Raw genomic sequence first — 20,726 nt, 5'->3', positions numbered from 1 at the left:
GCAATACCCCGTTACCAATATCCGGATTGACAATAGTGTATTCCCAGAAGACTTGTAATCCATGCCCGCTATTTAAGTAAGACTTTTCCCATACAGGCTCTACCCACCCTTCTCTTCATGTGCGCTCTCCTATAACTGCGTTAAGGTGCAACCTTACCCATGGCACATTAACTGGAAAGTTCAACATGCACTCAGTTTTCATTGTCGACGATCACCCGGTCATTCGCCTGGCGGTACGAATGCTCTTGGAAAATGAAGGCTATCGCGTTATCGGAGAATCGGATAACGGCGTGGACGCCATGCAGATGGCCCGCGAATGCCTGCCCGACTTGATCATCCTCGACATCAGCATCCCGAGGCTGGATGGCCTCGAGGTGCTGTCGCGCTTCCACTCCATGGCCGTACCGCTGAAAATCCTGGTACTCACCGCACAATCTCCGGCACTCTTCGCTATTCGCTGCATGCATTCCGGCGCGGCCGGCTACGTGTGCAAACAAGAAGACCTGAGCGAATTACTCAGTGCAATTAAGGCAGTACTCTCCGGCTACAACTATTTCCCTAGCCAGGCAATCAACCAGCACCCGGGCGACAACGACCCGCACGAACTGGAACTGTTCAAGCACATCAATGACCGCGAATTGATGGTACTGCAACTTTTCGCCCAAGGCAGAAACAACAAAGAGATAGCCCAAGGCATGTTCCTCAGCAACAAGACCGTCAGCACTTACAAAAAACGCCTGATGCAAAAACTCAAGGCCAATTCGTTGGTGGAACTCATTGAAATGGCCAAACGCAACTCGCTGGTTTGAGGCGGGCCATGCGAAGGTACGGACTCTCACGCTGTCTGTGGAGCATTCTGGCCAGCCTGTGCATGGGGTTGGCGGTACAGGCAGATGAAACCCAACCCAGTTCGTACAACTTGCTCAGCCGTACCCCTCCCGTTCCTTTTTCCCTCGCCCTGGACCCTGCACAACGGCAATGGATCAACCAGAAAGAGACGTTGGTACTTGGCACTTCGGCGCCGGACTATCCCCCCTTCGACATGACCGCCAGTGGCCGTGACTACGAGGGATTGACCGCCGATTATGCCGGTATCCTCAGCAGCACCCTGGGCCTGCCGATCCGTGTACGGCGCTTTGCCGATCGCCAGGAGGCGGTACGCGCCCTGGTGCAGGGCAAGATCGACCTGCTAGGCAGTGCCAACGGCTTTGAAGCTGCCACGCCCGGCGTCGTGCTTTCCCGGCCTTATGCCGTGGACCAACCGGTGCTGGTCACCCGAGAAGACGAAAACCGTCCCCTCGATACCGGCCTCGCCAATCTGCGCTTGAGCATGGTCTACCACTACCTGCCACTGGACGAAATAAGGGCCAACTACCCCGAAGCCAGGATCCAGGCTTACCCTTCCTACCAAAACGCTCTCAATGCCGTGGCCTTCGACCAGGCCGATGTATTTCTAGGCGACACCATCTCCACACACTATATGATCAACCAGGGCCACCTTCAAAACGTCAAGATGGCCAATTTCGGCAAACACGAGCCCGAAGGTTTCAGTTTTGCCGTGCAGCAGAACAATCACGAACTGCTGAAGTTGATCAACGCCACCCTCGAGAACGTCTCCAGCAATACCCGCGAAGCCATTTTCAAGCGCTGGAGCGTTGGCAGCGATGTGCTGTTGACCGATCGCAAGCTTCAGCTCTCGCCGTGCGAAGAACGCTGGTTGAGCAAACACCCGGTGGTGCGAGTCGTGGTCAACGAAACTGCAGCTCCCGTTACCTTCTTCGACAGCAATGGCAACTTTCGAGGTATCGCTGCCGACTTGCTTGAACTGATCCGCCTGCGCACCGGCTTGCGCTTCGAAGTCCAACGCGCCTCAGGTATCAGTGACATGATCGAGCGCCTGAACAACAACCAGGCCGATGTCATCGCCGCCATCGCTCCAAATACCAACGCAAGCAACCTGACCATCAGCCGCCCGTACCTGGAAAATTCCTATGTCCTGTTGACCCGCCAAGGCCCGGACCAACCGGGTGCGGTCGCGCAGCTGAAAGAGCGACGCGTCGCCCTGGTTCGCGGCAGTTCCCTGGCTGACACCCTGTACAAACAGGCGCCCGGTGTGCAACTGGTAGAAACGGAAAGTACCAACAGCGCCGTCTCCCTACTCACCAATGGACACGTCGACGCAGTGGTCACTGCCCTGATCACAGCCAATTTCAGCCTGGCGTCCCAGCGAGGGTTGACCATTCGCGCAACCGTTGGCGCCGAGCCGGCAACCTTTTCCATGGCCACCGCAGGCGCCGCGCCGGAGCTGGCCTCGATCCTGGACAAAGCGCTGCTGAGCATTGCCCCGGAAGAACTGGGGGTGATCAATTCACGCTGGCGAGGCTACCGCACCGAGACCGATGCCTATTGGCACAAATACCAGAACCTGATTTTCCAGGTCATCCTGTGCACCAGCCTGCTGTTGCTCATATCGCTGGCCTGGAACGCCCGCATGCGCCGACAGATCCAGCAACGCAAAGCGGTCGAACGCGCCTTGAGCGATCAGCTTGAATTCATGCGCGCACTGCTTAACGGTACGCCACACCCCATGTATGTGCGTGATCGCGAAGGGATGTTGCAAAGCTGCAACGACAGTTATCTGGAAGCGGTCGAACTGCAGCTGGACGAAGTACTGGGCAAAGGCATCGAGGAAGGCGTGTTGAGCGACATCAACTTTGCCGGCCAGATGCAGAGTGACTACCAGAAAGTCATCAACGAAGGCGTCCCGCTGATTGTTGATCGTCCCTTGCTGCTCAAAGGCAAGGAGCTGACCATCTACCACTGGATCCTGCCGTATCGGGACTCTCTGGGTGAAGTCCAAGGCATCATAGGGGGTTGGATCGATATCAGCGAACGGCGCCAACTGGTTCAGGACCTGCGCCTGGCCAAACAGCAGGCCGATGATGCCAACCGGGCCAAGAGCACCTTCCTGGCTACCATCAGCCATGAAATCCGCACGCCGATGAATGCCATCCTCGGCATGCTCGAACTGACCCTCGAAAAAGCCGGCCAGGGGCACCTGGATCGCTCGGCCGTCGAAGTGGCCTACAACTCTGCCAAAGACCTGCTGGCGCTGATCGGCGACATTCTCGACATTGCCCGTATCGAGGCCGGCCACCTGACCCTGGCACCGGAGCAGGTCAACCTGGTCGACCTGGTGGAGTCGGTCGGCAGGGTATTTGATGGCGTGGCACGGCAAAAGAACGTGCGCCTGCTGCTCAAGATCGCACCCGCCGCCCATTGCAACGTACTGCTGGACCCCTTGCGCTTCAAGCAGATCCTGTCGAACCTGGTCAGTAACGCCATCAAATTCACCGAACAAGGCCAGGTCATCCTGGACCTGGCCCTTGAAACAGACAGCGCGTCAGGCGCCTCGCGCCTGGAGTTGACCGTGCAAGACAGCGGCATCGGTATTCGTGAGCAGGATCAACACCGCCTCTTCCTGCCATTCGCCCAAGCCGATCCTGACAGCGAGTTGGCACGTAGTGGTACGGGCCTGGGCCTGGCAATCAGCCGCGACCTGTGCCACATCATGGGCGGCAGCCTGACGCTGCACAGTGTCTACGGTGAAGGCACCCGTGCGCACATCAGCATGCCATTGACCGGTACGGCCAGTGATCCTGACACCCCGCCCCCCGATACCGAGCCTTGCGCCGCGGTCTCCGGACTGAGGGTGCTGGTCGTCGATGATCATCCCGCCAATCTCTTGCTGATGACCCAGCAATTGAACTACCTGGAGCTACAGCACCGCAGTGCCGACAACGGCCGGGAGGGGCTGGATCTGTGGCGGAGAGAGCCTTTCGATGTACTGATCGTCGACTGCAATATGCCGCATATGAGTGGCTATCAGTTTGCCCAGACCGTCCGCGCGAACGAACTGCAAGCAGGGTTGCCGCGTTGCACGATCCTTGGCTACACCGCCAACGCCCAACTTGAGGTACGTGAGCGCTGCCAGCAGGCGGGCATGGATGATTGCCTGCTCAAACCCATCAGCCTCAAGGCCCTGGGCATGCGCCTGGCCAAAGCCCAACCCCTGCCACCCCGGCAGTCGCCTGCGCCTCTGTTCGATCTACAAGCGCTGGGGCCGGTGGTAGGCGATAGTGCTGCCGACCTGCAGAGACTGCTGGAGAAACTGCACTGCAACCTTGCCAAGGATCGGACCACCCTTGAAGAACTCGACCCGTGTCATCAAGCCGAACAGTTGATGAGCGAGGCACACCGCATGCTGGGCGCAGCGCGGATCATCCAGGCAGACACGCTGATCAATGCCTGCGAACAACTCGAGTCCGCCTGCGAAGCAAAACTGCCCACAGCTACGCTTGAACAGCTTCAGCAACAGCTACTGATTGCCACGACAGCCGTAGAATCGGCGCTTGAACAACACTTGCTCGACAGTGTCGCAAGCGCAGCGACGGCAAAAACCGGATAAAAAAAAACGGCGGCCACTGGGGCCGCCGTTTTTTTCAGGCATCAGGCAACCGGATTGATCGGCTTTTCCGGATACCAGGCGTCCAGCAGCGGGCTGACTTCAATTTTGGTCAGTTCGTTGCGACCTTTGAGCCAGCTTTCAACAGCAGCGCGCTGTTCTTCGCTGACCGAGCCACGCGCAGCCTTGCAGACCAGACCGAAGTCATCGCCGCCAACATAGTCCAGGCCATTGGCATCCATGGCTTCATCGAGGAAAGCATCGAGGAAGGCATCAACGGCTTCGTCGGACAGATCTTCCTTGAACTCCAGGTTCAGCTCAAAACCCAGCTCCTGGAATTCATCCACGCAGAGTTTTTTGCGCAGACGGCGGGAACGGTTAGTGGCCATGAAACAATCCTCTTGAGTATTAACGCGCGGCACTTTACCAGTTTCGCCGCAAGGTTGCCGGAATAAAAGCCGATAAGCCGCCCTTTTGCACTGCCCCATCGGGCCCCGCCTTGGGGCATAATGCGCGCTATATTTTTTATAACCGGGGCCTTCACCTTTTCTCGCTCCGACATTCTCCCCTCGCTCGCAGGGTTTTATTGCACATGATCAAATCTCTTCGCCCTTTTCTGCTCGCCGGCCTGCTGTTGCCAGTAGCGTTCTCCACTCAAGCGGCCGCGATCAACACCACCCTTTCACCGAAGGTCCAGCAAGCGCTGAAAACCAACAAGCTGCAGGATTCGGCCCTGTCGCTGGTAATGCTGCCGTTGAACGGCCCAGGTACTCCCACCGTGTTCAATGCCGACGTGTCGGTCAACCCGGCCTCGACCATGAAGCTGGTCACCACCTACGCCGCTCTTGAGCTGCTCGGCCCGACCCACCAGTGGAAAACCGAGTTCTACAGCGATGGCGCGCTGCGTAACGGCACCTTGCAAGGCAATCTCTATCTCAAGGGTGGCGGCGATCCGAAACTGAACATGGAAAAGCTCTGGCTGTTGATGCGCGACCTGCGTGCCAATGGCGTGCAAACCATCAGCGGCGACCTGGTGCTGGACCGCAGCCATTTCGTGCAGCCCGTGCTCCCTCACTTCAATGACGACGGTGGCGACGTAAACAAGCCCTTCCTGGTCAAGCCCGACTCGCTGCTGATCAACCTCAAGGCCCTGCGCTTCGTGGCCCGCAACGATGGCGGCAAGGTCCGGGTATCGGTCGAACCGCCGATCGCCACGATCCGCATCGATAACCAGGTCAAAGCGGTAAACAGCAAGCAGTGCAGCGGCGATGTGCGCTACAACCCGGTGACCCAGGCCGATGGCAGCGTCAGCGTGACTGTAAGCGGCCAACTGGGTGATGGTTGCAACTCGCAAACTTACCTGTCGCTGCTCGACCACCCGACCTATGCCGCCGGCGCAGTTCGGGCGATCTGGAGCGAACTGGGTGGCACCATCCAGGGGCGTGACCGCATCGACGCCGTGCCAAAGAGCGCTCGCCTGCTGGCCCGCGCCTTCTCGCCGGATCTGGTCGAGATCATCCGCGACATCAACAAGTACAGTAACAACACCATGGCCCAGCAACTGTTCCTGAGCCTCGGTGCGCAGTTCCGTACCGATGCCGACGGCGACGATGCCCGCGCCGCGCAACGCGTGGTGCGCCAGTGGCTGGCGAAAAAGGGCATTACCGCCCCGCACCTGATCATGGAAAACGGCTCCGGGCTGTCCCGTGCCGAACGGGTCAGCACCCGGGAAATGGCCGCCCTGTTGCAAGCGGCCTGGAAGAGCCCCTATGCCGCCGAGTTCATCAGCTCGATGCCACTGGTCGGCATGGACGGTACCATGCGCAAGCGCCTCAAGCGCACCGCCATGACGGGTGAAGCGCATATCAAGACCGGTACCTTGAACACGGTACGCGCCATCGCCGGTTTCAGCCGCGACAGCAACGGCAACACCTGGGCCGTGGCGGCGATCCTCAACGACCCCAAGCCCTGGGGCGCCTCGGCAGTCCTCGACCAGGTATTGCTGGACTTGTACCGCCAGCCAAAACTGGTCAATAGCACCGCAGCCGTACAACCCTGAGATGACGGCTCAGGGCAGCTCGGCCTCGACCCTGTCGCGGCCGCCCTGCTTGGCCGCATAAACCCCGGAATCGGCGCGCAGCAGCAAGGCATCGGCGCCCTCCCCCGGGCGCCAGCCGGCCACACCGAAGCTGGCGGTGACAATGCCCACCCCTTCCACCGGCACACTGCGCAGCCCCTGCCACAACTCCAGGGCCAGCGAGTGCGCCTGGACGACATTGCTGCCCGGGCACAACACCATGAATTCCTCACCACCCAACCGACAGAACACGTCGGTGCGCCGCAGCCGGTGGTTGATGCGCTGGCACAAGCTGCGCAGCACATGATCGCCCACTGCATGGCCGAACTGATCGTTGACCCGCTTGAAATGGTCGATGTCCAGCATGATGACGGCCAGGTCCTGCTGGTCGCGATGGGCACGCTCCAGTTCCGCCTTGAGCCGCTCCTGGAAATAGCGTCGGTTGTGGATGCCGGTCAAGGCATCCGTCACTGACAGCGCGCGCAGCTCTTCCTCGACCCGTTTGAGATCGGATATATCCGTGACATAGCCGTGCCAGAGTGTCCCCCCATCATCCGTCGGCTCCGGGGTTGCCTCCCCCCTGACCCAGCGTAACCCGGCCAGTGGCAACAACACCCGGTACTCTTCGCGCCAAGGGGTCAGGTGCTCGGCCGAATACCGTATCGACGTACGCACCCGTCCCAGGTCATCCGGATGAATGCGATCGAACACCGCCGTGGCATCCAGGCGCAACAGACTGGGCTCGATTTCGTAGATATCCCGCAGCCCTTCGCTGGCATAGCTGAAACAGGAGCTGCCATCCGGACGGAGACTGAACTGATAGATACCACCGGGCACCTCGGCACTGAGCTTGTCGAGCAGCCGGTCACGGGCTGCCAGGGCATCATGGATACGCTTGCGCTCGGTGACATCGATGCAAATCGCCAGGTGCCCCACCCACAGGCCATGCTCATCCAACACTGCCGTCACCAGCATGTTGGCCAGCAGGTGGCTGCCGTCCTTGCGCTGCAGCGTCCACTCACCCGGTTCACTGCCGCCTTCCTGGATAGTTTCGGCGAACATTGCCTGGGCCAGGCTGACCTCGCGGCCATAACGCACGCTCAAGGCCCTGGCTCGCTGCTGCAACTCCTCGGGCGATACCAGGGCTTCCAGAGTGAGGCTGCCCACGGCTTCCGCGCTGGTGTAGCCCAGCATGCGTTCAGCACCGGCATTGAACGTGCTGATCATCCCGCGCAGGCTGGTGGCGATGATCGCAACCTGAGTCGCAGCATCCAGCACACTGCGCAATTGATTGTGGGTATTGCGCAAGGATTGTTCGCTGACGCGCAGTTCGCCAGTGCGCTGCTCGACCAACGTCAGGGCGCGCTGACGCTGGCTGAACAGACTGAACAGCAAGGCACTGAGCATCAGGCTGAGCAACCCACCGAGAAACACCACCGCAGTCACCGCCGACGACCGATTGGCCTGCATGAACGCCAGGCTCGGGCGAATATCCAGCTGATAGTCGTGATCTGCCAGATGCAGCAGGTGGCTGGCGGCCAGCGTCGTCGTTGCGCCCTGGTTGTCGGACTGGAACAGTACCTCATGCTGGGTGTCCGGCCCCGTCAAGTCGCGGATACGCACCACCAGATTGTCCTGGGCGGCGCTTGGCAACCCCTCGGCCATCAACTGGCGCATGCTGATGACCGCCATGACATAGCCTTGCGGTTCTCGCGCAAGTTGCTGAGCCGCGAACACCGGGGCAGCCATCAGAACGCCACGGGCATAGGCCGGATCAACATCGGTAAGCGTCAGTGGCGCTGACACCGCCATGCTACCCGGTGCCGAAGCTCGCGCGAGGGTGTCCTGGCGCTGGGCCTGGGACAGCAGGTCCAGGCCGAATGGCTGACGTTGCCAGGCCAAAGCCTGGGTAAACAATACCGGGTAGTAATAGGGCCGCTCGGGTGAAGCCCGCAAGGCACCGCTGTCGGTCAGTTGAAGGATTTCATAGCGCAGACCCAAGGCCTTGCTGGCGCGCTGCTCGAAGTCGTTACGCTGCGCCGCAAGCACTCGCGGCGCCCACGAATAGGCCTGGGTGCGATGCAATAGCGGCCGTGCATAGCCATTGAACTCTTCAAGGGTGATTTCGTTGGCAAAAACGAAAAACCGGCGCAAGCCATCCAAGCGCTGCACCTGATCCTCGAAGCGTTCTTCGATACGGCTGTAGCGCTCACTGGCGAGCAACTCGAAGCGTTGACGCAACTGCTGCTGATACAACTCGTGAGTGGCCAGCGCCAGTAACGCAGTCAACAGTCCACCGGCTATCAGTGCCACAAGGGCAACCAGCCAGGCAGACACTTCTTCGCTGACAAAGCCGAGCATTTTTGGACGAACGCCATGCATCGACATAGACAACACTCATAACGCCAGCATGCAGCGTTTCCCGGACCCACCTTCAGTTATAGCCATTAGCCATTAATGAAGCAATGAGGCCCGGGAAAGATCCCTGCTCAGCGTGCCTGGATGCGCCAGGCTCGATGGATCTTGGTGTTGCGGGCGAAGTCGGGGTCCAGGGTCTGGGCCGTGATTTCTTCTACCGCATAGCGCTCGGCCAGACGTTCGTCGAGCTGGAACTTGCGGAAGTTGTTGGAGAAGTACAGCACCCCACCCGGCGCCAGGCGGGCCACGGCCAGGTCAAGCAGTTCGACATGGTCACGCTGGACGTCGAACACACCTTCCATGCGCTTGGAGTTGGAGAACGTCGGCGGGTCGATGAAAATCAGCTCGAACTCGTCGCGGCAAGCTTGCAGCCAGGCCATGACATCGCCTTGCTCCAGGCGGTTCTTGTCGGAGAAACCGTTGAGCGACAGGTTGCGCCGGGCCCAGTCCAGGTAGGTGCGCGACAGGTCGACGCTGGTGGTGCTGCGCGCTCCGCCCTTGGCCGCGTGAACGCTGGCAGTGGCGGTATAGCAGAACAGGTTGAGGAAGCGCTTGCCGGCCGCCTCGCGCTGGATGCGCATGCGCATCGGGCGATGGTCGAGGAACAGGCCGGTGTCGAGGTAGTCAGTCAGGTTGACAAGCAACTTCACGCCGCCTTCGCTGACCTCCAGGAACTGGCCCTGGGTGCTCTGACGCTCGTATTGGCGGGTGCCGCTCTGACGTTCGCGACGCTTGACCACCACTCGGCTCTGGTCGATGCCCAAGGCCTGGGGAATGGCGGCCAGCGCATCGAACAGGCGGGCCTGGGCTTTCTCCGGGTCTACCGAGCGAGGCGCGGCGTACTCCTGGACGTGGACCCAGTCCTGGTAAAGGTCGATAGCCAGCGCGTACTCGGGCATATCGGCGTCATACAGCCGGTAACAACTGACTTGCTCACGCTTGGCCCACTTGCCCAGTTGCTTGAGATTCTTCTGCAGGCGATTGGCGAACATCTGCCCGCCTTCACTCAGGCGCGCAGGTTCGCTGGCCACTGCGGCAGGAGAACGCTGGACTTCACTGCCATTGCCAGTGTTATCGCGCTCAGGCTGGCGGCGCTCACCGGTGACGAACTGATCCGGCTGGACCTTGATCAGCAACAGTTTGCACGGCAATGCGCCGTTCCAGAAGGCGTACTGCTTGTGGCTGCGGATACCCATGCGCTTGCCCAAGTCCGGGGCACCGGTAAATACCGCCGCCTCCCAGTTCAAGCAGGCCTGGCGCAGGCGCTCGCCCAGGTTCTGGTAGAGATACAGCAGGCTGGCTTCGTCACCCAGGCGTTCGCCGTAGGGTGGGTTGCAGATCACCAGGCCTTTCTGATTCTGGTCGGGACGCGGCTCGAAGGTGCCGACTTCACCCTGGTAGATCTTCACCCAGTCGCTCAAGCCCGCACGTTCGACGTTGTTGCGTCCTGGCTGGATCAGCCGAGGATCGGCCTCGTAACCGCGAATCCACAGCGGCGGTCGCGCCAGGCCGGCCTGGGCCCGGGCCAGCGCCTCGTCGTGCAGCTTGCGCCACAGCGCCGGCACATGGCCAAGCCAGGCGCTGAAGCCCCAGCGCTCGCGCTTGAGGTTAGGGGCGATGTCGGCGGCAATCATCGCTGCCTCGACCAGGAAGGTACCCACACCGCACATCGGGTCGGCCAGGGCGCCGCCTTCGGCGGCAATGCGCGGCCAGCCGGCACGAATCAGAACGGCGGCAGCCAGGTTTTCCTTGAGCGGTGCGGCGCCTTGCTGCAAGCGATAGCCACGCTGGTGCAAGCTGTGACCGGAAAGGTCCAGGGAGAGAATGGCTTCGCCGCGCTCCAGGCGCAGGTGAACGCGCAGGTCCGGGTTGAGCTTGTCGACCGACGGCCGCTCGCCATCGCGAGTACGCAGCTTGTCGACAATGGCGTCCTTGACCTTGAGGGCACCGAAGTGGGTGTTATCGATACCCGAGCCATGACCGCTGAACTCCACCGCCAGCGAGCCGCTCGGCTCCAGGTGATCCTGCCACTCGACGTCGTGGATACCGTCGTACAGGTCATCGGCGTTCTTCATGTTGAAGCGCTTGAGCACCAGCAACACGCGGTTGCCCAGGCGTGACCACAGGCACAACCGGTAGGCGGTTTCCATGTCGGCCGAGCCGCGAATGGCGGAGGTGTGCTCGCGCACCTCTTCAAGGCCAAGGCCGCGGGCTTCTTCGGCAAGCAGGCCTTCAAGGCCTTTGGGGCAGGTAAGGTAGAGTTCGAAACGGTCCGACATGAGGTATCCAGTGCCTTGAGCAAAAAGTGGAGGACAAGCGCATTGCCCTGCCGATGTTTAATCGAACGCCTTTCCAGCGAGCGCTCGAATGGCACTGCATCAGTGCCGGGCCACCCGGAAAACCGACCTTTTACCTAGGGCAAAAAGTCTTTGATTGCCGGGCAGAATGAAAATTTCACGATTTACAGGGTGAAAAATGACCCTTCGTCGCATTAGCTGCCTTGTTACAAATTATCACCCAGCAATGGCCAAGTGACTTCAATTCTTATCAAACCCTGATCATAGCGGGCTTTGCGTCTGAACCTGCTCCGACGCAAATATTTACTTATCACGTGACCCTCACAAAGGTTACGTCCTTATGACAAAACGATCATTCACACTGTGTCGTGCATTGGTTAGAACTCATCTCAGGTTGTCACCGCAATGGGGCAACACCTTCGCTCGCGACGCCGGCAGCGAGCGCAAACCGGTAGAACGATTCTGCCCGGCCTCCTAGAGGCCGACGGGACATTACAGTCAACAAGTGAGGGCAACACCCTATGAGAAGACTTAAGCGTGATCCGTTGGAACGAGCATTTTCACGTGGCTACCAATATGGGGTCACCGGCAAATCCCGCGAGCTTTGCCCCTTTACTCTACCGTCTGTACGCCAGGCATGGATCAATGGCTGGCGCGAGGGACGCGGCGACAACTGGGACGGTATGACCGGCACTGCGGGTATTCACAGACTCAACGAACTTCACGCCGTTGGCTGAACGAGGATCTGAATTCGATTAACCATGCGCGCCCCATCCGGGCGGCGGGCTAAGGCCCAGGGGCCCCTTCAAGGGGCCCTTTTTTATGCCCGCGCTGTTAGCGTGGCATGGCGGCGATAGCGTCGACAGCCTCGCGAATCAGCGCAGGCCCCTTGTAGATGAACCCCGAGTAGATCTGCACAAGGCTGGCGCCCGCAGCGATTTTTTGCGCGGCATGCTTGCCCTCGGTGATTCCGCCTGCAGCGATGATCGGCAACTTGCCGCTCAGCTCGCCAGACAGCACCTTGACGATATGAGTACTCTTCTCCAGCACCGGCGCCCCCGACAAGCCACCAGCCTCATCGCCATACGGCAGGCCTTCGACCCCTTCGCGGCCCAGGGTGGTGTTGGTGGCGATCACCGCGTCCATGCCCGATTCGGTCAAGGCACTGGCCACCAGCGCTGTTTCTTCATCGTTCATGTCTGGGGCGATCTTGATCGCCAGGGGTACATGCTTGCCGTACTGTGCGGCCAGATGCCCACGGCGTTCGGCCAGGGCGTCGAGCAACTGCTTGAGCGAATCGCCAAACTGCAGGCTGCGCAGGCCCGGGGTGTTCGGCGAGCTGACGTTGACGGTGATGTAGCTGGCGTGGTCGTAGACCTTGTCCAGGCAGATCAGGTAGTCGTCCACCGCACGCTCGACCGGGGTGTCGAAGTTCTTGCCGATGTTGATACCCAGTACGCCCCGGTACTTGGCCGCCCGAACCCGATTGATCAGGTTGTCGACCCCCAGGTTGTTGAAGCCCATGCGATTGATGATTGCTTCGGCCTCAGGCAGTCGGAACAGCCGCGGCTTGGGATTGCCCGGCTGCGGACGGGGTGTCACCGTACCGATCTCGACAAAACCGAAACCCAACTGGGCAAAGCCGTCGATAGCCGCACCGTTTTTGTCCAGCCCTGCCGCCAGCCCCACCGGGTTGGCGAATTCCAGGCCCATGACCGTCACCGGCACAGAAGCCGGGGCTTTGGTCAGTATCCCGTTCAGGCCCAGGCGGCCACCGGCGCCGATGAGGTCCAGGGACAGGTCATGGGAAGTCTCCGGGGAGAGCTTGAACAGCAGCTGGCGGGCCAGGGTATACATGGGCGGGCTTAGCTCGACGTGAGTGAGGGGGGCGATTATAGCCGTGGCGTCGTCCGGGGGACAGGGCCGCCTTGGCATATGCGTTGCTTTATCGACAGTAACGCCAGCCACGCAAACGGCACGGCCTGACCCTCGATACAGGCGCAACACTGTGAAAAACGACTTCCCCGCTACTCCCCTGGCCTGGGTCAACGGCAGCGATGCGCCCGAGAAGCACAGCCTGGACATCGGCTTCATGGCCCTGAGCGACTGTGCCTCGGTGGTGGTCGCCGCTACCCAGGGCTTTGCCCAGCCCTATGGGCTGACCCTCAACCTCAAGCGCCAGAGCTCCTGGGCCGGGTTGCGCGACAAACTGGCCAGCGGCGAGCTGGATGCCGCCCACAGCCTGTACGGGCTGATCTATGCAGTACACCTGGGCATTGGCGGCACCAGTGCCACCGAGATGGCCGTGCTGATGGGACTGAACCAGAACGCCCAGGGCATCAACCTGTCCTCGGCGCTGCAACGCCAGGGCGTGACCAGTCCCGAGGCACTGGAGCGTTTCGTGCACCAAAGCAGCACAAAACTGACCTTTGCCCAGACCTTCCCCACCGGCAACCACGCCATGTGGCTGTATTACTGGCTGGCCAGCCAAGGCATCCATCCGCTGCACGACGTCAACAGCGTGGTGGTGCCTCCGGCACAGATGACCGTCCACCTGAAGGCCGGGCGCATCGACGGCTTCTGCGCCGGCGAGCCGTGGTCGGCCGATGCTGTCGAACAGGGCAACGGCTTCACTTTGGCCACCAGCCAGTCGATCTGGCCCGATCACCCGGAAAAGGTCCTCGGTTGCACCCGCGCCTTTGTCGAGCAGTACCCCAACTCGGCCCGGTCGCTGGTCATGGCAATTCTGGCCGCCAGCCGCTTTATCGAACACAGCCCGGAAAACCGCCACAGCACAGCACAACTACTCAGTGGCAAGGCCTACCTGGATGCGCCGCTCTCGAGCATCGAACCGCGCTTGCTCGGCGACTACCATGATGGCCTGGGCAATCACTGGCACGATCCCCGCGCCCTGTGCCTGCACGATCAGGGGCGCGCCAACCTGCCCTACCTTTCCGATGGCATGTGGTTCATGACCCAGTTCCGTCGTTGGGGCCTGCTACGCGAAGACCCGGACTACCTCGGCGTGGCCCGGCAGGTACAACAATTGGCGCTGTACCGCGACGCCGCCACTGCCCTCGGGGTGCCCTGCGATGCCCGGAACATGCGTAGCAGCCAATTGATCGACGGTATCCTGTGGGACGGCAGCGACCCGTCCGCCTATGCCCGAGGCTTTCGCCTTCACGCGCTGGCCGACTCGCCCGCTGCACTGGCCCAGCACTGACAGGGAGACGCCACGATGTTGCGAATCCTGTTGATCGATGACACCGAGAAAAAAGTCGGGCGCCTGAAGGCGGCGCTCGTCGAAGCCGGCTTCGAAGTAATCGAAGAGTCCGGGCTGACAATCGACTTGCCGGCGCGCGTCGAAACGGTGCGTCCGGACGTCGTGCTGATCGATACCGAGTCACCCGGCCGGGATGTCATGGAACAAGTGATCCTGGTCAGTCGCGACCGGCCACGGCCGATCGTGATGTTCACTGATGAACATGACCCTGGGGTCATGCGCCAGGCAATCCAGGCCGGAGTCAGTGCCTATATCGTCGAGGGCATCCACGCGGCCAGGCTGCAGCCGATCCTGGACGTGGCCATGGCCCGCTTCGAGAGCGACCAGGCGCTCAAGGCCCAGCTTCAGGCACGCGACCAGCAACTGGCTGAACGCAAACGCATTGAACTGGCCAAGGGGCTGCTGATGAAAATGAAAGACTGCAATGAAGAGCAGGCCTATACCCTCATGCGCCGCCAGGCGATGAGCAAGCAACAGAAGCTGATCCAGGTGGCCGAACAGATCATCGCGATGAGCGACCTGCTTGGCTGAACTGGCGTTGGCCCGGCTCTTGCTAAAACTTCTCTACAGGTAGCCAACGGCGGTTGCCCCTTCACGACAAAGACGTCGCTCCCCACTCGCACCAGCGGGTCGGGTGGCGACGTCTTTGTCGTTTCTGCCCCTAGAGGGCGCGACCTGCAGTGCAATGTTCAACGAGGTGTTCGATGAATACGAGTTTCTGGAAGTCCGGGCATATCCCCACCCTGTTCGCCGCCTTTTTGTACTTCGACCTGAGCTTCATGGTCTGGTACCTGCTGGGCCCCCTGGCGGTGCAGATCGCCACCGACCTGCAACTGACCACCCAACAACGCGGCCTGATGGTGGCCACACCGATCCTGGCGGGGGCCATTCTGCGCTTTGTCATGGGCGTTCTGGTGGATCGCCTGTCGCCCAAGACCGCCGGCCTTATCGGCCAGGTGATTGTCATCGTGGCGTTGTTCTGCGCCTGGAACCTGGGCATCCACAGCTATGAGCAGGCGCTGCTACTGGGTGTGTTCCTGGGCGTGGCAGGCGCCTCCTTTGCCGTCTCGCTGCCGCTGGCCTCGCAGTGGTACCCGGCCCAGCATCAGGGCAAGGCCATGGGCATTGCCGGCGCCGGCAACTCCGGCACGGTGTTCGCCGCCCTGCTAGCGCCCGTGCTGGCCGCGAGCTTTGGCTGGAACAACGTATTCGGCTTTGCCGTGATCCCCCTGGTATTGACCCTGGTACTGTTCGGCCTGCTTGCCCGCAACGCGCCTCAACGCCCCAAACCCAAGGCCGTGGCCGATTACCTCAAGGCTCTGGGCGACCGGGACAGCTGGTGGTTCATGTTTTTCTACAGCGTCACCTTTGGCGGTTTCATCGGCCTTGCCAGCGCCCTGCCCGGCTACTTCAACGACCAGTACGGCCTGAGCCCGGTCACAGCCGGCTACTACACCGCCGCCTGCGTGTTTGCCGGCAGCCTGATGCGCCCCCTGGGTGGTGCCCTGGCCGATCGCTTCGGCGGGATTCGCACCTTGCTGGCGATGTACACCGTGGCCGCTGTCTGCATCGCTGCAGTGGGCTTCAACCTGCCAAGCTCGATGGCCGCACTGGCCTTGTTCGTCAGCGCCATGCTCGGTCTTGGTGCTGGCAATGGCGCTGTGTTCCAGCTGGTGCCCCAGCGCTTTCGCCAGGAAATCGGGGTGATGACCGGCTTGATCGGCATGGCCGGAGGGATTGGAGGCTTTTTGCTCGCGGCTGGCCTGGGGGCAATCAAACAGCACAGCGGTGACTATCAGCTGGGGCTCTGGTTCTTCGCCAGTCTGGGTGTACTGGCCTGGTTCGGCCTGCACGGCGTCAAGCAACGCTGGCGCACCACCTGGGGCTCGGCAGCCGTCACCGCGGCACGGGTCTGAGGCAATGCCATGAGCCTGCAACTGAGCTTCGCCCAAGCAAGCGCCACGGGCCCCAGGGAGCAGAACCAGGATGCTCTGCGCCTGGTCACGCCCAATGCCGAGTTGGCTGCCAGCAAAGGCTACCTGTTCGCCCTGGCCGACGGTGTCAGTCAGTGTGCCGACGGCGGCCTTGCGGCACGCGCGAGCCTGCAGGCCCTGGCACTTGACTACTACGCCACCCCGGCCACCTGGAGCGTGCCACAAGCCCTGGACAAGCTGCTGCTGGCCCAGAATCGCTGGCTACGGGCCAACGGTGGCGGGCAGCCCCTGCTGACCACCCTGAGCGCCCTGGTGATGCGCGGCCGGCGCTTTACCTTGGCGCACATCGGCGACTGCCGGGTGTATCGCTGGCAGGATCAGCAATTGCAACGCATCAGCCAGGACCATGTCTGGGACCAGCCCGGCATGCAGCACGTCCTCAAGCGCGCCCTGGGCCTGGACCAGCACCTGCTGGTGGACTATCTGGAAGGCGACATGCGCCCAGGCGAGTGTTTTGCCCTCCTCAGCGACGGTATCTGGGCGAGCCTGAGCGAAACCCAGATCAAGTCGGTGCTGCGTGACCAACCTGACTTGCAGGCGGCCGCCCAGACTCTCGTCAAGACAGCCCACTTATGCGGCAGCCAGGACAATGCCAGTGCCCTTCTGGTGCGGGTCGAGCAACTGGGCACGGCATCACTTGGCGATACCTTGGCCCAGCACCAGCAGTGGCCCTTGCCACCGGCACTGCGTATTGGCCAAGCCATCGACGGCTGGCAGGTCGAGCAGCCACTGGGGCACAGTCGTCAGTCGCTGCTGTATCGGGTACGCGATCACCAGCACAATCCCTGGCTGTTGAAAACCTTGCCATTGGCGCGTGAGAACGAGTCTGGCGCCCTGCAGGGCCTGCTGTTGGAGGAATGGTTTCTGCGGCGCATGGCAGGCCGTTTTTTTCCTGAAGTGCATGTGGCCGGCCAGCGCCAGCACCTGTACTACGTGATGCGCGAATACCGCGGCCAGACCCTCGCCCAACTGCTGAAACAGTCCGGCCCGCTACCGTTGGCGCAGTGGCAAGGGCTCGCCCAGCAACTGCTCCAGGCCGTCGGCATGTTGCATCGACGCAACATACTGCATCGCGACATCAAGCCCGAGAACGTCCACCTGGACGAAACAGGCCAACTGCGCTTGCTTGATTTCGGCCTGGCGTATTGTCCGGGCCTGTCCGAGGACCGCGCCCATGAGTTGCCAGGCACCCCCTCGTTTATTGCCCCCGAAGCATTTGAAGGCCAGGCCCCAAGCCCACGACAGGACCTCTACAGCGTCGGTGTGACGCTGTTCTACCTGCTTACCGGTCAGTACCCCTACGGCGAGATAGAAGCCTTTCAGCGGCCCCGCTTCAACCAGCCGGCCACTGTTGCGCGGTTTCGACCCGATGTACCGGAGTGGCTGGAGCGGAACCTGATCCAGGCAGTTGCAGCCGACCCAGCCCAACGCTTTGAAACTGCCGAGCAATGGCTGTTGTTGCTTGAGCAAGGTGAACGTCAGCCTCTGATACTTCGGGCACGCCCGCTACTTGAGCGTGAGCCGCTGAAAGTCTGGCGCGGCCTGGCATTGCTGTCCTTGTTACTGAACCTGATCCTGCTGATCAGCCTGCTAAAGGGCTGACAGCCTCCAAGACCGATGAGGAGTTCCCGATGAATGCAAAAGTCTGGCTGATTGGAGCGGGTCCTGGCGATCCGGAGTTGCTGACACTCAAGGCCGTGCGTGCCCTGGGCGAAGCCGAAGTCGTCCTGATCGACGATCTGGTCAACCCGCTGATCCTGGAGCACTGCCCGCAGGCAAGGGTCATTGCCGTAGGCAAGCGCGGCGGCTGCCGCTCGACACCCCAGGCGTTCATCCAGCGCCTGATGCTGCGCTACGCCCGCCAGGGACGCTGCGTGGCGCGGCTCAAGGGGGGGGATCCGTGCATATTCGGGCGTGGCGGCGAGGAAGCGGCCTGGCTGCAAGACCATGGCATAGACGTCGAGCTGGTCAATGGCATCACTGCCGGGCTCGCCGGGGCCACCCAGTGCGGAATCCCCCTGACCCTGCGCGGGGTCAGCCGCGGCGTGACGCTGGTGACCGCCCATACCCAGGACGACAGCCCGCTGAACTGGCAAGCGCTTGCCCAGGGCGGCACCACACTGGTGGTGTACATGGGCGTCAGCAAACTGGATGAAGTGCGCCAGGGCTTGCTGGAAGGCGGCATGTCCACCGACACACCGGTGGCCATGATCGAGAACGCCTCCCTGCCCCAGCAACGCGAACAACGCACCACCTTGGCCAGCATGACCGAAGACGCTGCCAGCTTCGAACTGTGCAGCCCGGCCATCCTGGTGATTGGTGAGGTGGCGGGACACCAGGCGGCGGGGCTGATCCAGCTGACTGCCTGAATCGCAGGCAAAGAAAAGCCCGGCCTAGGCCGGGCTTTTCAGTAGCGCTTGGACCAATTACTTGGCTTGGGCTTCTACTTGTGCTTCTACGCGACGGTTAACAGCGCGACCAGCGTCGGTAGCGTTGTCAGCAACCGGACGGGTTTCACCGTAGCCAACCGACTCAACGCGGTTCGACTCAACACCGTACTCGTTGGTCAGAACTTGCTTAACGGCGTTTGCACGACGCTCAGACAGCTTCTGGTTGTAAGCATCAGGACCGACGGAGTCAGTGTGACCTTCAACGGTGGTGGTGGTCTGTGGGTACTGCTTCATGAAGTCAGCCAGGTTTTTGATGTCACCGTAGCTGTTCTGCTTGACGACCGACTTGTCGAAGTCGAACTTCACGTCCAGCTCAACACGAACGACTTCAGCAACAGCTGGGCAGCCGTCAGCGTCAACAGTAACGTTTGCTGGGGTGTCAGGGCACTTGTCGACGTTGTCGCAAACGCCGTCGTTGTCGCTGTCGGAGCAGACTTCAGCTACTGGAGCTGGAGCTGGAGCAACCTTGCCGCCGCTGCCACCGAAGTTCAGACCCAGACCGAGGGATGGACCCCACTCAGTGTTGCCGTTGTCGATGTTGTACATGGCTTCAACGCCAGCACGGGCGAAGAACATGTCGGTGATGTACCACTTGGCACCAGCGCCAACGTTGGCGAAGGTGGAGTGGTCACGACCGTTGTTGAAGCTCTGGCCGATGCTCTCGTGCGCGAAACCAGCCGAGACGTAAGGACGTACTGCGTCGCCTACGGTGCCCAGGTGGTAGGTAGCGTCGAGCTTGGCCTTGGAGCCTTTGATGTCCTTGTTGAAGACATCGCCACGAACGTTGTGAGTTTCGTTGTAGCCCAGATCCAGAGACAGATCGTCAGTCAGGAAGTAACCGAGGCGAACACCTGGGTTGGTGCCGTCGTTCTGAAAATTGCGCTCGCTATCGTAGTACTGCTTGGTAACGTTGCCTTCAATTTCGACCGCGCCTTGGCCTTGTGCCAGAGCGCCGAGCGAAGTTGCGGCTACAAGAGAACCAATGGCCAAGCCCAAGGTGTTTTTCAATTTCATCCGTTAAATCCCCATCTGGTGATAGTTAAGCAGTCCCACCAACATCCGGGGGACAACTCGACGGCAAGTCTAGCAGAACTTGCCGGTACGTTAGAGATATTTGCGCGCTGCTAAGTTTCAGCAAGGCCCGCAAATTTCTCACGTAGCTTGTCAAGCGCACGCTTGTACCGCATTTTCGTTGCGCTCAGGCCCATATGCATGATATCGGCGATTTCCTGAAATTCCAGTTCTGCGACAAATCGTAGCACCAGAATTTCACGGTCAATCGGATTTACATGCACTAGCCATTTATCCAGCCCACCTTTCTCTTCCGGTTTCGGCGCCTTCTCTTCCGAGGCCTCCTCAAGTGGATCAAGACTCAAGGCATCCATCAGTCGACGCTTGCGCCGCTCCTTGCGGTACTGGGTGATGCATTCGTTATACGTGATGCTATAGAGCCATGTTTTGAACTTCGACTTACCCTCGAAGTTCTTCAGGCCATAGAGCACCTTCAGCATGACCTCCTGACAGACATCGTCAGCATCCCGATCGTTCCCCAGATAACGTGCGCATACGTTAAAAAGAGTTCGCTGGTAACGGCGCATGAGTTCCTCATACGCGCGAGTAACATGAAACAGCTCCTCATGCGAACGCGCCACCAACTCCTCATCAGTGAGCTCGCGGGGGTCGTAACGCATGGGCAGCGAGTGAACTTTATTCAAAACGGATCTGGCCGACAGTCAGGTCAA

At 60.8% G+C, this 20,726-nt stretch carries 15 protein-coding genes; 9 read left to right on the top strand and 6 right to left on the bottom strand.

Going from position 1 to position 20,726, the window contains the following annotated elements:
- Positions 1-185: 185 nt before the first annotated feature.
- Positions 186-809 (top strand): response regulator transcription factor, encoded by a 624-nt coding sequence (locus H621_RS0124380; RefSeq protein ID WP_028945884.1) that lies wholly within the window; start codon positions 186-188, stop codon positions 807-809.
- Between the two features lie 8 nt (positions 810-817).
- Positions 818-4,468: a transporter substrate-binding domain-containing protein gene (locus H621_RS0124375; protein WP_028945883.1), complete on the top strand. Its 3,651-nt coding sequence runs from the start codon at positions 818-820 to the stop codon at positions 4,466-4,468.
- A 41-nt stretch (positions 4,469-4,509) separates the two neighbouring features.
- Here H621_RS0124375 and H621_RS0124370 read toward each other — a convergent pair whose 3' ends face one another.
- On the bottom strand, positions 4,510-4,854 hold the full coding sequence (locus tag H621_RS0124370) for a YggL family protein (RefSeq protein WP_028945882.1): 345 nt from the start codon (positions 4,852-4,854) through the stop codon (positions 4,510-4,512).
- Between the two features lie 203 nt (positions 4,855-5,057).
- On the opposite strand from H621_RS0124370, the gene dacB reads away from it, so the two are divergent.
- Complete coding sequence (gene dacB / locus H621_RS0124365; RefSeq protein WP_028945881.1) at positions 5,058-6,524, top strand: D-alanyl-D-alanine carboxypeptidase/D-alanyl-D-alanine endopeptidase; 1,467 nt, start codon at positions 5,058-5,060, stop codon at positions 6,522-6,524.
- Positions 6,525-6,533: 9 nt separating this feature from the next.
- Here the strand turns inward: dacB and H621_RS0124360 are convergent, their stop codons facing one another.
- A complete protein-coding gene (locus H621_RS0124360; protein WP_028945880.1) occupies positions 6,534-8,930 on the bottom strand; it encodes a sensor domain-containing diguanylate cyclase in 2,397 nt (798 codons plus the stop codon).
- Between the two features lie 101 nt (positions 8,931-9,031).
- Positions 9,032-11,239, bottom strand: coding sequence for a bifunctional 23S rRNA (guanine(2069)-N(7))-methyltransferase RlmK/23S rRNA (guanine(2445)-N(2))-methyltransferase RlmL (gene rlmKL, locus H621_RS0124355; protein WP_028945879.1), 2,208 nt, complete (start codon positions 11,237-11,239; stop codon positions 9,032-9,034).
- Positions 11,240-11,778: 539 nt separating this feature from the next.
- On the opposite strand from rlmKL, the gene rmf reads away from it, so the two are divergent.
- On the top strand, positions 11,779-11,994 hold the full coding sequence (gene rmf / locus H621_RS28305; RefSeq protein ID WP_010223328.1) for a ribosome modulation factor: 216 nt from the start codon (positions 11,779-11,781) through the stop codon (positions 11,992-11,994).
- A 97-nt stretch (positions 11,995-12,091) separates the two neighbouring features.
- Here rmf and H621_RS0124350 read toward each other — a convergent pair whose 3' ends face one another.
- Complete coding sequence (locus tag H621_RS0124350; protein WP_028945878.1) at positions 12,092-13,114, bottom strand: quinone-dependent dihydroorotate dehydrogenase; 1,023 nt, start codon at positions 13,112-13,114, stop codon at positions 12,092-12,094.
- Positions 13,115-13,265: 151 nt separating this feature from the next.
- Here H621_RS0124350 and H621_RS0124345 point away from each other — a divergent pair, with 151 nt between their 5' ends.
- The 5 genes from H621_RS0124345 to cobA all read left to right on the top strand — a co-directional run bounded on the left by H621_RS0124345 (position 13,266) and on the right by cobA (position 18,903).
- Positions 13,266-14,480 (top strand): CmpA/NrtA family ABC transporter substrate-binding protein, encoded by a 1,215-nt coding sequence (locus H621_RS0124345; RefSeq protein ID WP_028945877.1) that lies wholly within the window; start codon positions 13,266-13,268, stop codon positions 14,478-14,480.
- Between the two features lie 15 nt (positions 14,481-14,495).
- Positions 14,496-15,071 carry an ANTAR domain-containing response regulator gene (locus H621_RS0124340; protein WP_028945876.1) on the top strand — a complete coding sequence of 192 codons (576 nt, stop codon included), beginning with the start codon at positions 14,496-14,498 and terminating at the stop codon, positions 15,069-15,071.
- A gap of 173 nt (positions 15,072-15,244) precedes the next feature.
- Complete coding sequence (locus tag H621_RS0124335) at positions 15,245-16,456, top strand: nitrate/nitrite transporter (protein WP_028945875.1); 1,212 nt, start codon at positions 15,245-15,247, stop codon at positions 16,454-16,456.
- Positions 16,457-16,465: 9 nt separating this feature from the next.
- Positions 16,466-18,136 carry a bifunctional protein-serine/threonine kinase/phosphatase gene (locus tag H621_RS0124330; protein ID WP_028945874.1) on the top strand — a complete coding sequence of 557 codons (1,671 nt, stop codon included), beginning with the start codon at positions 16,466-16,468 and terminating at the stop codon, positions 18,134-18,136.
- 29 nt (positions 18,137-18,165) lie between these two features.
- Complete coding sequence (gene cobA / locus H621_RS0124325) at positions 18,166-18,903, top strand: uroporphyrinogen-III C-methyltransferase (protein ID WP_028945873.1); 738 nt, start codon at positions 18,166-18,168, stop codon at positions 18,901-18,903.
- Between the two features lie 57 nt (positions 18,904-18,960).
- Here the strand turns inward: cobA and H621_RS0124320 are convergent, their stop codons facing one another.
- Both H621_RS0124320 and sigX read right to left on the bottom strand, forming a co-directional pair.
- Entirely contained in the window at positions 18,961-19,998 is a 1,038-nt protein-coding gene (locus tag H621_RS0124320; protein WP_028945872.1) for an OmpA family protein, read from the bottom strand.
- Positions 19,999-20,108: 110 nt separating this feature from the next.
- Positions 20,109-20,675, bottom strand: coding sequence for an RNA polymerase sigma factor SigX (gene sigX / locus H621_RS0124315; protein ID WP_036990388.1), 567 nt, complete (start codon positions 20,673-20,675; stop codon positions 20,109-20,111).
- Between the last annotated feature and the right edge of the window lie 51 nt (positions 20,676-20,726).

It is taken from the genome of Pseudomonas vranovensis DSM 16006 (genome assembly GCF_000425805.1).
Classification (GTDB): domain Bacteria; phylum Pseudomonadota; class Gammaproteobacteria; order Pseudomonadales; family Pseudomonadaceae; genus Aquipseudomonas; species Aquipseudomonas vranovensis.
The sequence above is the reverse complement of the archived record's forward strand: the minus strand, read 5'-3'. Positions and strand labels throughout refer to the sequence as shown.